Origin of the sequence: Mycobacterium angelicum (genome assembly GCF_002086155.1) — a bacterium.
Lineage (GTDB): Bacteria > Actinomycetota > Actinomycetes > Mycobacteriales > Mycobacteriaceae > Mycobacterium > Mycobacterium angelicum.
This window is the reverse complement of sequence record NZ_MVHE01000095.1, coordinates 1-15516: the sequence shown is the minus strand read 5'-3', so window position 1 is coordinate 15516 and position 15516 is coordinate 1. Positions and strand designations below refer to the sequence as shown.

Here is a 15516-nt window from a genome sequence, read left to right as displayed (position 1 = left end):
CACCTACACAGGCCCCCCCGACCCACCGCCATCTACCGCCGCTACCCTCGGTGATCACCATTCCGGGCGTGCCGTCTCCGATTACGCTGCCGCCCCACCTTCCGTAGCCGACCGCCAGAAAATCAACTGACACAGGGGTATGCGATATGAGCGATTCGCTCGGGTTGTCGATTGGGGTGGCCAACCTGGTCGCAGCTCGGGCGGGGGCCAACCCGGTGTCCCGGTCTTCGGTATTGACGCTGTTCGATCGCAGACCGGCTGAAGTCGGCCTGCCGGAAGAGAATCCGAATCTCAACGAACCCGGGCTGGTGCTGCGCGGCTTTGTCGAGCGGGTGGGCGACCAGGCGCCGCTGGTGGCGACGGACGGAACCAAGTACCAAGGGGCGGCACTGACCGTGGTCGCGCTGGACGCGATGGCGCGCACGGTGGGCTACGGCACGCCGGTCACCATCGCCGCGCCCGCATATTGGTCGGAGGGCCAGTTCGCGGCGCTGCGCGGGGCGCTCGTCAGCCAGCCGAGCCTGGCACCCGACGGCGCCCCCCTGGTGATCTCCGACGCCACGGTCGCGCTCGCGAGTTTGGCGGCCCAGCCCGGATTCCCGACGGGCGGCGTCGTCGCATTGTGCGACTTCGGCGCCAGCGGCACCAGCGTCACGCTGGCCAATGCCGGAGCCAATCTGCAACAGATCGGACCGACCCTCCGGGACCGCGATTTCTCCGGAGACGACATCGATCAGGCCATCCTGAATCACGTTCTCACCGTCGCTCCCGGTGTCGACAGCACTAATGTCTCTGTCACCGCAACGCAAATGGGTTCGGTGACCCGGCTGCTCGGGGCATGCCGGCGCGCCAAGGAGCAGCTCTCGGCCACGACGGTGGCCACGATCGCCACTGGCGCGAGCGGTCTGCCCGGGTCAGGCGGGGATCTGCGGTTTTCCCGGTCCGAGTTCGATCAGCTCATCTCCGGGCCGCTGGACCGATTCCTCGCAGCATTCGAAGAAGCGTTGCAGCGCAACGGAATTGCGCGTACCAGCCTCAGCGCGGTGGCGGCCGTCGGCGGCGGGGCCGGCATCCCGTTGATCGCCGGCCGACTTTCCGAACGGTTCCAGATCCCGGTCCTCACCACTGCGCAACCGATGTTCGGCGCCGCACTCGGCGCGACGGCCCTCGGCCTGGAGCGGTCCTCAGCGGGCCTGCCGACCGGTGCCGGTCCCGCGGTGGACGTACCGACCAGCGTCGTCGGCGCCGCCGGCCTGCCGACCCAAGCAGCACCGGCCGCCTGGACCGGTGCAACCGACGCGCTGCCCGGCAGCGGCGACTCCACCACCGATCAGGCCCTGGCCTGGTCCGAGGACGCCGGCACCGGCATGGAACCGGTTCCCTATGCGGGCCCAGCCGACTACACCACCCCCGTCGAGCCGCCGGTCGCGCCCGACGAACCCGAGCTGCCGCCGTGGTACCGGCGTCCCGCCATCCTGCTGAGCCTGGCCGGGGCGGCTGGGGCCATCCTGCTGGCAGTGGTGCTGGCGCTGACGCTGCGCCCGACCAACACCAAACCGGTCACCACCACGTCGCAGCCGCCGCCCATCACCACCACGGTGATCGGGCCGGACAACAGCCCCACCGAGACGGTGATCACCCCTCCGCCCGTCACGGTGACGACCACCACGCAGCCGCCGTCCAGCACCACGACGAGCCCGCCCCCAACCACCACGTCGACGACCTCGACCACCCCGTCGACCACTACGACCACCACAACCACGACGCAGCCGCCGACCACTACGACGACCACGCCACCGCCGACCACGTCTACTCAGGTCACGACGACCGCGCCCCCGACCACCACGGTGAAGCCGCCGCCGACGACGACGGTCGCGCCGGTCACTCCCACCAGAGTGGCGCCCGGGGCCTAACGGCTACCGCCCGCTACCCGGCTGCTACCGGCGCGCGCCGAACTCGGCGACCATCGCTTCGGCGCTGCGCACCGCCGCGCGGCAGGCCCGGGTGGTGAACGGGTCGTTGAGCGGGTGCTCGGCGCGACGGCGCCAGCGTTGCGCCGCGGCGAAGGCCGCGCGCGGGCCCTCGTTGGGATCCTCGGTGCTCAGTCCCAGTCGGGCGGCCGGACCGGTGCCCGAGCCCCCGATGATGCGCCGCAGTGAGACAATCTCTTCTTCGTTGAGAGTCGTTGCGTGCGAGGATAATAGGCTCAGCAAGCGTAGTTCTTCGAAGGCGTGGGTGTCGTTGAGCAGCGGGTCGATATCGGCTATGACGTACGGGGTGGCCATCACCGGATATGCCGCCACGAACCTGCGCAATGACACCAAAGCGGTGTGCGCCTTTAGCATGTCGGCGCGCTGCGCGAACTGCTGATCGATGACGTCGCGCAGCGCCACCAGCCCGCTGCGCTCCAGCAGCTCGGCGGCCAGCCCCGCCGCATCGTTGACGCCGGCCGCCAGCACAGCGATCGAGATCCGAATGCCGAACATGCCGAAGCGGTCCAGCAGCTGCGCACGGGTGCCCGCGTCAACCGGCAACGGAATATCTTGCCGGACAAAGCGATCCACACTCAGCAAGGCCTTGTTGAGTTCACCGCTGTCGGCCCCGGCCAGCTTGCGTAGCGCGGTGAACTCGCTTTGGCGCAGCGTGCGCGCGGTCATCGCAAGCAAGCCGGACACCGGGACCACCGCCTGGCAGATGCCCGTCTGATTCATCTCGCTGGTGAAGCGCTTGGCAACGTCGTTGGCGGACAACATCGCATCGATGCGGCCGGCGCCTATCTCGTCGGCGCGCGAGGCCACGCCGACGATGCCCAGCGCCCCCGCTGAGCCGCCGACCAAACCGCCAATCTGCTTGAGCAAAGCGATATCCGGGGCGTTTAGGGTCCGTAGCAGGAACACCACCGCATCCACCCGCGGTACCCCATCGGCCGGCACCAACAGTCGCAAGGTGCGCTCGGAGGCGTCGCGCGTCAGCGACGACGTACCGGGCGTGTCGATGATGGTGGTCTTGATCAATTCCTCGGCGGGCCACTCGACATCGAGATCGATCACATCGGCGGGGTTGACCTTGCGCAAGTCGAAGCTCAATCCACCTTCGTGGGTGATTGGGACGTTCGAACGCCGCCCGCCGCGATGATTCGCGGTGACCCGCGGAGTGGGCCCGTGCCGAAACCAGGTCACGATGCGGGTGGCCTCGGTGGCATCGGTAGGCGCGATGTCGTCGCCGACCAAAGCGTTTACCAGCGTGGACTTTCCGGCTTTCAGTGTGCCGGCCAGCGCGATGCGGATCGGTTCGGACAGCCGCGCGCCGATTCGATCGAGTTGGTGAAACACGTCGGCGCGCTGGCGGTAAGCCGGCTCCCCCCGGTAGGCCTCGATGGTTCCGCCCAGTATCGCGCGGACGCGATCAGTTGTGCTCACGGGCGACCCAAGGGCGCGAGCTTATTCAGATTGTCGGTGACCTGGTTGAGGATGTCCAACTGCCGCTCCAGTTCGTGAACTTTGTTGTCGCGCTCCACATCTTCCAGGTGCGCGGCGGCGATGGTCGACTGCAGCGACTCGTTGAGCGAACGGGTGATCTCGTTGGCGATGTCGCGGTAGTGGTCGCGAATCGTGCGCTGGATCAGCTTGAGCCGGTCTCGAGATTCCTTGCCCACCACAAACGAGACGTCGTCGACGAAGCGCCGCACATTGGCTTTCGCCTCCGCGCGTGCCCGCAGCAGCCGGTTCTCCTTGTCTTCCTTGTACGCCATCCGGCCGAGGATCAGACCGGCCCCCACCGACACAGGGTTGAACAGCCCCAGCCCGGCGACCGACGACAGCATGCCGATCATCACCACGCCGCCGTAGGATCCCCGCAATCCCGAGACCACTTTCTGGCCCTTGCCAAGCGGCTTGGATTCCAACCGCGCCAACGCTTTTAGCCGTCCGAACTCGCCGCCCATCAGACGTGCGGTCAGTTCGGGAGACATGACGGAGTCCAACCCCGCATCGGCGAATGAGCGGGCGACATCGTCGGCCAATACCTCGGCGCGTTGGTAGGCCCAGACGAAATTGTCCCCGACGGCGGTGCCGATCGCGTCTTCCACGTCAGCACCGATCTCGGCCCAGTGCCGGGTGGGATCGCAGGAATCGATCTGGCGTTCCATGTCGTCGGTGACGGCGCGGAATCGTGCGCGCAGATCGTGGTCCACGTCGGTGCTCAGGTCGGTGAAGCCGTCGTTGAGCACCTGCTGCCAAAGCGCGGTCTGCTGCAGCGCGTCCTGGGCTTCCTTCTTGCGCCGCTCCAGATCGTCGGCCAGCCGCTCCCGCAGGCCCGGGTCGTTGAGGACCGACAATTCCGAACCGGCCGAGAACGTCAATTGCTCTGCGGCCGAATGTATTTCGTTGAGTACCTGGTCCCGCACTCGGTCGGTCTGGCGAGAGAGGACCTTCTCGCTGAGGAATTTGACGATCGCCGGGAAATTGGATTCGTCGTTAAGTTCCTTGTCGTTGAGGGTGACCGCGTGGCTGCGCAGCAACGATGAGACCGGAACGATGGGCAGCTGCACGCGGGCGCGCTGCAGGTGCGCGGCGTTGGTGTTGACGACGTCTCGCCAGCGTGGATACAGGTCTGTCTTGGTGGCCACGACCACCCCCACGGGGCAGATCTGGTGTGCCTTTCGGAGGAACCACATCTCCGGCTCGGTGAATTCCTGACTGGTGTCGCTGACCATCAAGAGGGCGTCGGCGTCGGGCAGCAGGCCCAGGGTCGCTGACAGATGGGGCTGCCCGTGCCCGCCCACACCGGGTGTGTCGATGAACGCTAATCCGCCTTGTAGCAACGGACTTGGCGCGCCGATCTCGACCCGGAGCACCTCGCGGCCGGCTGCCTGCGGTGCGCGGCGGAGGTCTTGGTTGACGTCGTCGACCGGGATGGACACGGTTGCGGTTTCGCCGTTTGGGCCGGCCGCCACGACCAGGCGAGCCGACGGTTCGGCGCTATAGCTCACGACGGTGACCAGCACGGTGGCCTCGTCGTCGCCGACGCGGGCCACCGGCAGATTGAGCAAAGAGTTGAGTAGTTGACTCTTGCCCTGTTTGAGTTGCCCGGCGATCACCACCCGGATCTGCGGGTCGATGATGCGCTCGCGGGCCCGGGTCAGCCGCTGCACCAGGTCGCCGCGGTCGTTCAGCTTGGCGATCGCCACGGTGTGGTCGATCAATTCGACGATCACACTGACCCGGCGCGGGTCATCGGGTTGGTTCACCGCGTTGCCCCACTTTCTCGATCGCTGGCTTCGGAGATCACGGTATTCGCACAAACCGGCGGGGACCATGAAGGTCCCCGCCGGTTCGGCCCGAGTCTTGTCGAATCAGAACCCGTGGTGCCCGACCGGACCGTGCGACGCCGGCGGATCGGTGTGCGCCGGCGGCGTGTGCGGCACGGGCGGCTCATGCCCGAACACCGACGGGCTCGGCGGCTCATGATGGACGGGCTGCTCAACCGGCGCGTGCTGTTGCGGCGTCGGCACCGGCGCGTGGTCGGCCGGCATCGGCGTCGGGTGGGCCGGAACCGGTGTCGGGGCGTGCGGCGCCGGCGCATGGATCACCGGCGGAGTGCCACCCGTCGTTCCGCCTCCCGGCGTCTGTATGACGGGTCCGTGCGACGGCGGCGTCACCTGGCCGCCAGCGCCGCCTCCGGTTTGGATGACGGGGCCGTGGCCGGCGGGGACGGGCGGGGTGTGCTCGCCCGGCGTGACACCTGCCGTGCCCCCGGCGGTGGTCCCGCCGGTGGTGCCGAGTGTCGTTCCCTCATGGGTGAGGATGTCGCCGTGGGCTCCCGCGCCCGCTCCGCCGGCCACCGTGGCGCCGCCGTGCGTGCCAGGCCCGCCAGGTACGACAGGTCCGCCTGCTCCGGCGGCTCCGGCGGCTCCGGCGGCCAGGGTGCCGCCGCCGGTTCCGGCGGCCGCGACGCTGCCGGGAGCCGTCTGGGCGTCCAAGCCAGCTCCGCCGCTGGCGGCGACGGTCGCTGCCGGTTGCGGTGTCACAACCGGGTGGCCACCGAATGCGTTGCCTCCGATGCCCAGTCCGGCACCGCCTGCCGCGCCGGCCTGACCACCGACCCCGACGCCGGCTAGCGGTCCCGAAACATGCGGTGTGGCAGCGCCATTCAGCGCCGCGCCCTCACTGGAAAGCAACCCGGCTTGGCTGCTCGCGCCGACACCCAGCGCTGTGTTGCCGGCGGCTGCCACGCCTCCTCCGGCGGCGATACCGGCCTGGCTGCTTAATGCCGCTTGACTAGTGAGGCCGGCAGAGGTGCCGGCGGCCAGCCCGGCTTGGCCGGCGACGCTCGCTTGGCTTGCGAGACTCGCTTGGCTGGCGATACCCGCTTGGCTGGCGATACCCGCTTGGCTGGCGACGCTCGCTTGGCTTGCGATGCCCGCTTGGCTGGCGATGCCCGCTTGGCTGGCGATGCCCGCTTGAGCGCCCAGTCCGGCGCCGGCCTGACCGGCAACAGCACCGCCGGCCTGACCACCGACTCCGACCTGACTGTTTCCGACCGTGCGGCCGACGATGCCCGCTTGGCTGCCGGCACTAGCACCGATTGCACCGCCAGCCTGAGCGCCGCCCGCAATAGCGGCCTGCCCGCCCAAGCCGGCACTGCCGCCGACGCCACCGCCCAGACCTGCGCCCAGGCCGCCGCCGATTTGGCCGCCAAGACCCGCTCCGATACCGGCTTGACCGCCAACCGCACCACCAATGCCAGCCTGACCGCCGAGCCCACCACCTAGGCCCACACCGGCAGCACCACCAAGGCCAGCCTGACCGCCAACCGCACCACCGATTCCAGCCTGACCACCAACCGCACCGCCTAGGCCCACACCGGCAGCACCACCAAGGCCAGCCTGACCACCAACTGCCCCACCGATACCAGCCTGACCACCAACTGCCCCACCGATACCGGCTTGACCGCCTAAGCCGCCACCCAGGCCCACACCCGCAGCACCACCGATTCCGGCCTGACCGCCAATGGCCCCACCGATGCCAGCCTGACCGCCGATGCCACCGCCCAGACCCACACCCGCAGCACCACCGATACCGGCCTGGCCGTCAAACCCACCGCCAAGACCCAGACCCACGCCAGCTCCGACCTGACCACCAACGGCGGCCTGGCCACCAAGACCAAAGCCAAGACCCGCACCCACGCCGGTCTGGCCACCAATACCAAGGCCTAGCCCTGCTCCAAGCTGAGCACCAGCTTCGGCCTCAAAGCCGGCCTCGAAGCCGACGTTGAAACCCAGGCCCGCCTGAGCCCCCACCCCGATCTGGCTGGCGAAGCCGCCGGTCGGCGCAGCGAAAGCGAACCCCGGCATGAAGCCGCCCGCACCCGTTTGCCAACCAACTCCGCCACCGCCTTGGCCGAAGAACCCGGTGCTGAGGCCGCTGGCTATGCCAGCGCCGACGTCGGCCGCCACCCCGGCGCCCACGTCGGCCGCCACCAAACCGGCGTCCTGAGCAACCACCGCTGGGCCGTAACCCGCGTCGGCGTACGCCGGAGCGTCGGCGTACACCGGAGCATCCGCATACACCGGCGCGTCCGCGTAAACGGGGGCAAAGCCGTACTGGTCAGCCACGGCCTGCTGCAAACCCCCGATCGGGTCGCCAGAACCCAGCGCCAGGTCCGGCAAAGCCGTCGCCGCCGCGGACGAGACTTCTGCGGGCGAGACGTTGATCAGGCCGGCATTCGTCATCGCCTGCCCGGGCGCGGCGAGAAAAGACCGCGCCGCGTCTTCGCTGCGGAACAGGCTCAGGATGTAGTCGACAAGCGAGGTCATCTTCGTTTCCCTTCAATCGGATCTGTGAAGCTTTTCGCCGACGAGGGCGGCGTTGACATAAACGCTATGGATTCCGGCCCCCTCCGGAATCGGGGTCTGGTCCCCCAGCCCGAGGAGTACCCACCGGGATCGACCGGGGTACCCCGTTAGGGGGTTAGGGGAAATCGGGGCGCCCCTATACCCATACCGAAACGCCCCTATTTGACAGCATTTGCGCTGGTCAACAGGGGCGAACAGACGAAAATCAGCCGTGCAGGCCGAAGCCGTGGTGATCGGGATCAGCTGTGTGCGGGTGGATCACCGGGTGATCCCATATGCCGGGGTCGTCGGCCACGAATCCCGCGTGGTCGAACGTTGGATCGGGTGTCTCCGAGCCGGTGAGCAGCACCGAAGGTTCATGTGGCTCAATCCCCAGCGGCTGCGCTCCCGCCGTCTGTTCGCTGAACCCGGGCACAGCCGGTTCGGTGATAACGCCCGGCGCGACGTGCTGATGAACCACACCGGCCGGCGGATGTGGCGCGAAAGCGTCCAGCGCCGCTGCTGCGGCACCGCTTGCCCAGACGTTGCCATGGTCGACGACCTGCGCTCCCGCAACCGGGCCCGGCGGTGCGGCCATCGATAGTGAATCCGACACCATGGGAATCAGATTGTTCACATCGGCGCTGGTCACGTTCGTAAGATGAGCGTCTGCGATCGATTGCGCGGGGTTGGCGGCATAGCGCGCTGCGGCCTCGGGATCACGCACTAGCGAGATCACAAAGTCGAGCAACGAGTTTGCCATCACGCACCTCCTCAGCCGATTAACAAGATGCTATCGGTTTGGGGCACCGGCTGTGATCGGTGCGAAACCCGCCTGCCGTAGGGCACCATTAGGGGGTCCCCCATTAGGGGATGTCCGGGATACTGGGTGAAAGCGAACATGGTGGAATCGTCCAGCGAGATCCATCCGGCCGCGCGCGCCGCCGTCCGGGAGCTTGCCAACGCGGCGAGCGTTCCGGTCAAGGTGCTCATCAGTGGCGGCATCGGAACCGGCAAGTCGACCGTTCTCAACTCGGCCCGCGGCATCCTGCGCGATGCTGGCCTGCCCGTGCTGACCCGCGTGCGAGACGACGATCCGTCGGATGCGGCTCTGGTGATCGATGACGCGCAGTCGCTCTCCGACAGCGAATTGCAACGCCTGGCCGAACGCGCCGCCGACCCCCGGTTGACGGTCGTGGTGGCCGCCGAACCGCAGGAACACCACCCCGAGCTGCGGGCCGCAACGACGGCTATCGAGCGGACCCGACCGCGAATTACACTCGCGCCGCTGACCGTCGCCGACCACCTGATGGGCTGCACCGCGGGGCTGCCGTTCCTGGTTCATGCGGTCTGCGACGGGCCACAGTCGCCGACGCGCGCGGCCAAGGTCGCTCTCCTCGAGCGGCTACGCCGCCTCGACGAGTCCACGCTCGACACCCTGCTCGTCATGTCGCTGGACCACGACTTGGGCGCCGCCGATGTTGCTGCGGCACTAGAGGTTTCGGCAGCGGATGCACAAAGACTGGTCGATCGCGCCCGCGCCGGCGGACTCGTCGAACCCGTGCACCCTCCCTTGTTCCTGCAATTGGTGCACGACGCCGTCGCCCAGCTCGTCGGCAACGCCCGCCACCGCGGGGTCGAGACTTCGCTACTGCATTCGCAGCTCGAAATATCAACGGTGTCAGTTAATTTCGCGCTCAGGCTATCCGAGCATGGCCTGCACGACCAACGTCTGGCGCACATTCTCGCCCGCCAGGCCGCCGAGACCCGCGGGGACTCGAGACGACAGGCGCGCCTGTACCGGGCAGCGGTCGAGGCCGGCGCCGAAGGGCTGACCTCACGCCTGGCCGAGGCGCTGGCCCGCACCGGCGACTGTGCGGCGGCGGCGACACTTGCCGACGATCTGCTAAGCTCGCCAGACCAAGCCGAATGCGCTGCAGCGGTGCGCATTTCGGCCAGCGTCGCCACCCACGACGGAAACACAAGCCAGGCCGCCGAACTGTTCAGTTGGCTGGGACCACACTCAGACGCGATAGTAAACGCCGCCGCGGCAATCGGACTCATCGCGACCGGCGACCTGACGGGCGCGCAAGCGGCACTGCGACCCGCGACCGCCGGTCCCCCGACGACGGCCGCGCGCACCGCACGCAGCCTCGCCGAGGGGCTGTTGATGACCATCGATCAGCCCTATCCCGCGGCGATCGCGAAATTGGGTCAGGCCATCGCCACTGAACAACCGTTGACCGAAGTCATGCCAGACAGCCCCGCCGCACTGGTCACTCTGGCCGCAATACACGGCGGCGACCCAGTTCGCGCCCGCAGCGTGATCGCGCGCGCCGTAAGGGTTCGCGGCGACGGGGCATTCGTGCCGCGGCACCTGCTGCTGTCGGGGTGGATCAAGATGCAAGACGGACAACTGTCCTCAGCCGCGGCGGACGTCGCTGCGGCCGGCACCGATCTGCATCGCCGCGACGCGTTGTGGGCGGCTGCGTTGCAGACTGCGATCGCGCGCCGCAGCGGCGATACCGGTGCGCTGCAAAAGCATTGGTACACCGCGATGGAGGTGCTTGCCGAGTGCTCGATTGATCTCTTCATACTGCTGCCGCTGGGCGAGCTGTGGGTGGCGGCAGCGCGGATGCGTCATGTCGACCAGCTCCAGCACGCGCTGAATCAAGCCTTCTCGCTGCTGGATTCGCTGAGCAACCCGGCGCTGTGGTCGATTCCGCTGCATTGGGCGGGGGTGCACGCCGGGATCCTGGCGAACTCGCCGGAGTCGGTGGCGCCGCACGGACAAGCGCTCAGCGGCGCGGAAAGTGCCCTTGCCCGTGCACTTTCCGCGGCCGGACGAACCTGGCTGCGGGTGCTGGCCGATCAGGTTGACGCCGACGAGGTCATCGTGGCGGCTCGAGCGCTGTCGCACGTCGGGCTGACCTCGGACGCAACCCGGCTGGCCGGTCAGGCCGCGCTGCAAACGCCCGACGGGCGGGTCTCGGGCGCCATGCTGCAGCTGGCCCGCGACCTCAAACTCGGTGCCAACGAAGCGCCCGGCGAGGCCCGCGAGGCCCGTGAGGCCAGTGAGGCCAGTGAGGCCAGTGAGGCCCGTGACGCCAGTGAGGCCCGTGACGCCATGGCCGAATCCGGCGCCCCGCCGTCGCCGCGCCAGCCGGCGGCCGGCACGCCGCTGTCCGATCGGGAACGAGAAGTCGCCGAGCTGCTGCTGCTCGGCATGCCGTACCGCGACATCGGCGGCCAGCTATTCATCTCGGCGAAGACGGTCGAACACCACGTCGCCCGGATCCGCCGCCGCCTGGGGGCCGGCTCGCGATCGGAAATGCTGTCGATGCTGCGCGCGATGCTGGCAAGCCGCTAGTACACAGTCGATCCTGCGATCGATCGCGACCACCGACGCACATACGCCCCCACGCTTCGCGTGTGCACTCTTGGCTTCGAGTGTGCACCCTTGGCGGTCGAATCGCGATTGCCCCACCCTGGCTGCACACTCAAAGCCGCTAGTACACAGTCGATCCTGCGATCGATCGCGACCACCGACGCACAAACGCCCGACCGCTTCGCGTGTGCACTCGTGGCTTTGAGTGTGCATCCTTGGCGGTCGAATCACGGGTCCGCCACCCTCGCTACACACTCAAAGCGCAACCCGGGCCGGGACGCCACCTGGGTGCGGTAATCGAGTCCGCCACCTTCACCCTCAGGGAGGTGAATCTGGATCTGGAACGGCTGCCGGAGACGCCGCAGGAGGCGATTCTGCGGCCGGTGTTCAAGGACGACGAGCCACTGATGATCGCGGTCGAAGCCATTCTCGGGGGCTTCGTCGGCGAGATCCAGGTCCAACTGATCAAGCTTCTTGGCTCCTGAATGGGCCTTGAATGGCCACTTAACACAGCACTTAGGGCAGCCTATCTCGCGGCCAGAGCCGCAAAGATGTCACTATGAGCGTTGCCCGCACACGACTTCCAGTGCGATCCGCCGAGTGACGACTAAGTGAGGTGACCATCCGTGACCACGCAGACGCTCATCAGATTGGTGCTGGGCATGGGCATGACCGCGGTCGTAGTCATGTTTGCTGTGCGGCGAGTCTGGTGGCTGTACAAGCTGGTCATGTCGGGCCAGCCGGCCAGTGGCCGCACGGACAATTTGGGCAGCCGCATCTGGACGGAGCTCTCCGAGGTGTTTGGCCAGCGCAAGTTGCTGAAGTGGTCGCTGCCGGGGTTGGCGCACTTCTTCACCATGTGGGGCTTCTTCATCCTGCTGACGGTCTACATCGAGGCCTACGGGGTGCTGTTTCAGCCCAACTTCCACTTGCCGATCATCGGTCGCTGGGACGCGCTGGGCGCTTTGCAGGACTTCTTCGCTTTGGCCGTGCTCACCGGCATCGTCACGTTCGCCATCATCCGAATGCGCAGCGAGCCCAAGGAATATGGTCGCCAATCCCGCTTCTACGGTTCACACACCGGCGGTGCATGGCTAATCCTGTTCATGATCTTCAACGTCATCTGGACCTATGCCATCTTCCGCGGGGCCTCGGTCAACGCCCTCGGTGACGAATTCCCTTACGGCAAGGGCGCATTCTTCTCCCACGCGATGGGCGCGTTGCTGCATCCGCTGGGCCACGACGCCAACGAGATCATCGAAACCGTCGCGCTGATGCTGCACATCGGCGTCATGCTGGCGTTCCTGTTGATCGTGCTGCACTCCAAGCACCTGCACATCTTCCTGGCCCCTATCAACGTCGTGTTCAAGCGGCTGCCCGACGGGTTGGGCCCGCTGTTGCCGGTCGAGGCCGACGGCAAGCCGGTCGACTTCGAAAACCCGCCCGACGACGCCCAATTCGGCCGCGGCAAGATCGAGGACTTTAGCTGGAAGGGCATGCTCGACTTCGCCACTTGTACCGAGTGCGGGCGGTGTCAGTCGCAGTGCCCGGCCTGGAACACCGCAAAGCCGTTGTCGCCCAAGCTCGTCATCATGGACCTGCGCGACCACTGGATGGCCAAGGCGCCTTACATCCTGGGCGAGAAGGAGTCTCCGCTGGAGAGCACGCCGGAGGGCGGGCTCGGCGAAGAGCTGCGCGGTGAAAAGCACGCCGAGGAACACCACGTTCCCGAGTCGGGCTTCGGCCGGGTGCTGGGCTCCGGGCCGGAGCAGGCGAGCCGCCCGTTGGTGGGCACCGAGGAACAGGGCGGCGTCATCGATCCGGACGTGCTGTGGTCCTGCGTCACCTGCGGCGCGTGCGTCGAGCAGTGCCCGGTGGACATCGAGCACGTTGATCACATCGTGGACATGCGCCGCTACCAGGTGATGATGGAGTCCGAGTTCCCCTCCGAACTGGGCGTGCTGTTCAAGAACCTGGAGAACAAGGGCAATCCCTGGGGGCAGAACGCCTCCGACCGGACCAACTGGATCTCCGAAGTGGACTTCGACGTCCCGGTCTACGGCGAGGACGTCGAGAGCTTCGACGGCTACGAGTACCTGTTCTGGGTGGGCTGCGCGGGCGCCTACGACGACAAAGCCAAGAAGACCACCAAAGCCGTCGCCGAACTGCTTGCCGTCGCCGGCGTGAAGTATCTGGTGCTGGGCACCGGGGAAACCTGCAACGGCGACTCCGCGCGTCGCTCCGGCAACGAATTCCTATTCCAGCAATTGGCTCAGCAGGCGGTCGAAACCCTGGACGGGTTGTTCGAGGGCGTGGAAACCGTGGACCGCAAGATCGTCGTCACCTGCCCGCACTGCTTCAACACCATCGGCAAGGAATACCGGCAGCTGGGCGCCAACTACACCGTGTTGCACCACACCCAGCTGCTCAACCGGTTGGTGCGAGACAAGAAGCTGGTCCCCGTCACCTCGGTTTCGCAGGACATCACCTATCACGACCCGTGCTATCTGGGCCGGCACAACAAGGTGTACGAAGCGCCGCGTGAGCTGATCGGCGCGGCTGGAGCCAACCTCACCGAAATGCCGCGCCACGCCGAGCGCAGTTTCTGCTGCGGCGCCGGCGGAGCCCGCATGTGGATGGAAGAGCACATCGGCAAGCGCATCAACCACGAACGGGTCGACGAGGCGCTGGCCACGGGGGCCGCGACCGTCGCCGTCGCGTGCCCGTTCTGCCGGGTGATGGTGACCGACGGCGTCAACGACCGGCAGGAAGAGGCCGGGCGCAGCGGCGTTGAGGTGCTCGACGTGGCCCAGGTGCTGCTCGCGTCCCTCGATCACGACAAGTCGTTGCTGCCGGCGAAGGGCACGGCCGCCAAAGAGGCCGAACAGCGGGCCCCGAAGCCGGAGAAGACGGCGCCCAAGGCCACCGCGCCCGCCGAAGCGCCCGCCGAAGCGCCGGCTGAGAAGCCGGCCGAGAAGCCGGCTGAGGAAGCCGCCAAGCCCGCGGCGACGGCGCCGGTGAAGGGTCTGGGCATGGCCGGTGGCGCCAAGAGGCCCGGCGCCAAGAAGACAGCGGCACCGGCCCCTGAAGCAGCTGCTGCACCCGCTGCGCCGGCCGCGCCAGCCGCACCGGCCAAAGGCCTGGGCATGGCCGCCGGCGCCAAACGACCCGGCGCCAAGAAGACAGCAGCCGCTCCCGCTGCCGCTCCGGCTGCTGAGACGAAGGCCGCGGCACCAGCAGCGCCCGAAGCCACGGCTCCGTCCACCCCGGCCGCACCCGCGGCACCGGTGAAGGGTCTGGGTATCGCGGCCGGCGCCAAGCGTCCGGGAGCAAAGAAGGCGTCCGCACCCGCGCAGCCTGCGGCCCCCACCGCTGAGGCAAAACCCGCTGAGGCAAAACCCGAGGCAAAGCCGGAACTGAAGCCGTCGTCGGACAAGGACGGGGAGCCGAAGCCGCCTGCAGCACCGGTCAAAGGCCTGGGCATCGCCCCCGGCGCCCGCCGGCCCGGCAAGCGCTGAACTGATCGCCACCAGATTGGCGAATCCGGGACTTTTGCTGCCCTTGGCGAAATAAGCTGCGGTCCTGTCGGTCGCCGACGCCAAACCGCGCCGACCTCGCGTCTCGACAGGACGTAGTGGGAGGTACCCGGATGTCGTTCCTGCTCGCGGCGCCCGAGGCGCTGGCAGCGGTGTCTTCGGATTTGACCGCTCTCGGTTCAACGATCAACGGCGCCAACGCAGCGGCGGCATCGCCCACGATGTGGGTTGTAGCAGCGGCCTCCGATGACGTGTCGGCGGCCGTCGCGACGGTGTTCGGCTTGCACGCCCAGGGGTATCAAGCGCTCAGCGCTCGAGCGGCGGCCTACCATAACCAGTTCGTGCAGGCCCTGAATGCGGGCGCGGATTGGTATGCCGCCGCCGAGGCCGCCAACGCGTCGCCACTGGAAAATCTGCTGACCACCGTCAACGGGCCAACCCAGGCGCTGTCGGGGCGCCCAATGATCGGCAACGGCACCCCCGGAGCCCCGGGGACCGGGCAAAACGGGGGATCTGGCGGGTGGCTGATCGGTAACGGCGGCGCCGGCGGGTCCGGAGCCTCCTCCGCGACCGGGGCAGGCCAAAACGGCGGCAGCGGCGGGGCGGCCGGGCTGTTCGGTGTGGGGGGTGTCGGCGGTGCCGGCGGGCAGGGGGCCACCACCGGCGGCAACGGCGGCGCCGGCGGTCAAGGCGTGTTCGGCGCCAGCGGCGCGGGGGGCGCCGGCGGGTTCGGCACAACTGCCGGCGGGCGCGGCGGG

At 67.9% G+C, this 15516-nt stretch carries 9 protein-coding genes; 5 read left to right on the top strand and 4 right to left on the bottom strand.

Annotated elements, in window-relative coordinates:
- The first annotated feature begins 146 nt into the window (after nucleotides 1–146).
- Nucleotides 147–1913, top strand: a complete 1767-nt coding sequence (locus BST12_RS26835) for an Hsp70 family protein (RefSeq protein ID WP_083116240.1) — start codon at nucleotides 147–149, stop codon at nucleotides 1911–1913.
- 24 nt (nucleotides 1914–1937) lie between these two features.
- Here the strand turns inward: BST12_RS26835 and iniC are convergent, their stop codons facing one another.
- From iniC to BST12_RS26815, 4 genes are all read right to left on the bottom strand, one after another.
- The gene (iniC, locus tag BST12_RS26830) at nucleotides 1938–3419 is read right to left on the bottom strand and encodes an isoniazid-induced dynamin-like GTPase IniC (protein ID WP_083116239.1); all 1482 of its coding nucleotides are present in this window, start codon (nucleotides 3417–3419) and stop codon (nucleotides 1938–1940) included.
- Entirely contained in the window at nucleotides 3416–5248 is a 1833-nt protein-coding gene (gene iniA, locus BST12_RS26825; protein WP_083116238.1) for an isoniazid-induced dynamin-like GTPase IniA, read from the bottom strand. Before iniA ends, iniC begins: the two co-directional genes overlap by 4 nt.
- A 105-nt stretch (nucleotides 5249–5353) precedes the next feature.
- A complete protein-coding gene (locus BST12_RS34400; protein WP_083116237.1) occupies nucleotides 5354–7816 on the bottom strand; it encodes an IniB N-terminal domain-containing protein in 2463 nt (820 codons plus the stop codon).
- Between the two features lie 244 nt (nucleotides 7817–8060).
- Entirely contained in the window at nucleotides 8061–8597 is a 537-nt protein-coding gene (locus tag BST12_RS26815) for an Rv0340 family IniB-related protein (protein WP_083116236.1), read from the bottom strand.
- Nucleotides 8598–8735: 138 nt separating this feature from the next.
- Between BST12_RS26815 and iniR the strand changes: the two genes are divergently transcribed.
- The 4 genes from iniR to BST12_RS26800 form a co-directional block, all read left to right on the top strand.
- The gene (gene iniR / locus BST12_RS26810; RefSeq protein ID WP_083116241.1) at nucleotides 8736–11204 is read left to right on the top strand and encodes an isoniazid response ATPase/transcriptional regulator IniR; all 2469 of its coding nucleotides are present in this window, start codon (nucleotides 8736–8738) and stop codon (nucleotides 11202–11204) included.
- 344 nt (nucleotides 11205–11548) lie between these two features.
- Nucleotides 11549–11707: a hypothetical protein gene (locus BST12_RS32320; protein ID WP_170062211.1), complete on the top strand. Its 159-nt coding sequence runs from the start codon at nucleotides 11549–11551 to the stop codon at nucleotides 11705–11707.
- A gap of 141 nt (nucleotides 11708–11848) precedes the next feature.
- Nucleotides 11849–14740, top strand: a complete 2892-nt coding sequence (locus BST12_RS26805; protein WP_083116235.1) for a (Fe-S)-binding protein — start codon at nucleotides 11849–11851, stop codon at nucleotides 14738–14740.
- Between the two features lie 131 nt (nucleotides 14741–14871).
- A partial coding sequence (locus BST12_RS26800; protein ID WP_139801972.1) for a PE family protein occupies nucleotides 14872–15516 on the top strand: 645 nt, incomplete at its 3' end.

Bases quoted from the DNA above. Each gene is read 5' to 3' on its own strand.
- BST12_RS26835 (WP_083116240.1), top strand. From the start codon at position 147: ATGAGCGATTCGCTCGGGTTGTCGATTGGGGTGGCCAACCTGGTCGCA.
- BST12_RS34400 (WP_083116237.1), bottom strand. From the start codon at position 7,816: ATGACCTCGCTTGTCGACTACATCCTGAGCCTGTTCCGCAGCGAAGAC.
- BST12_RS26815 (WP_083116236.1), bottom strand. From the start codon at position 8,597: ATGGCAAACTCGTTGCTCGACTTTGTGATCTCGCTAGTGCGTGATCCC.
- iniR (WP_083116241.1), top strand. From the start codon at position 8,736: ATGGTGGAATCGTCCAGCGAGATCCATCCGGCCGCGCGCGCCGCCGTC.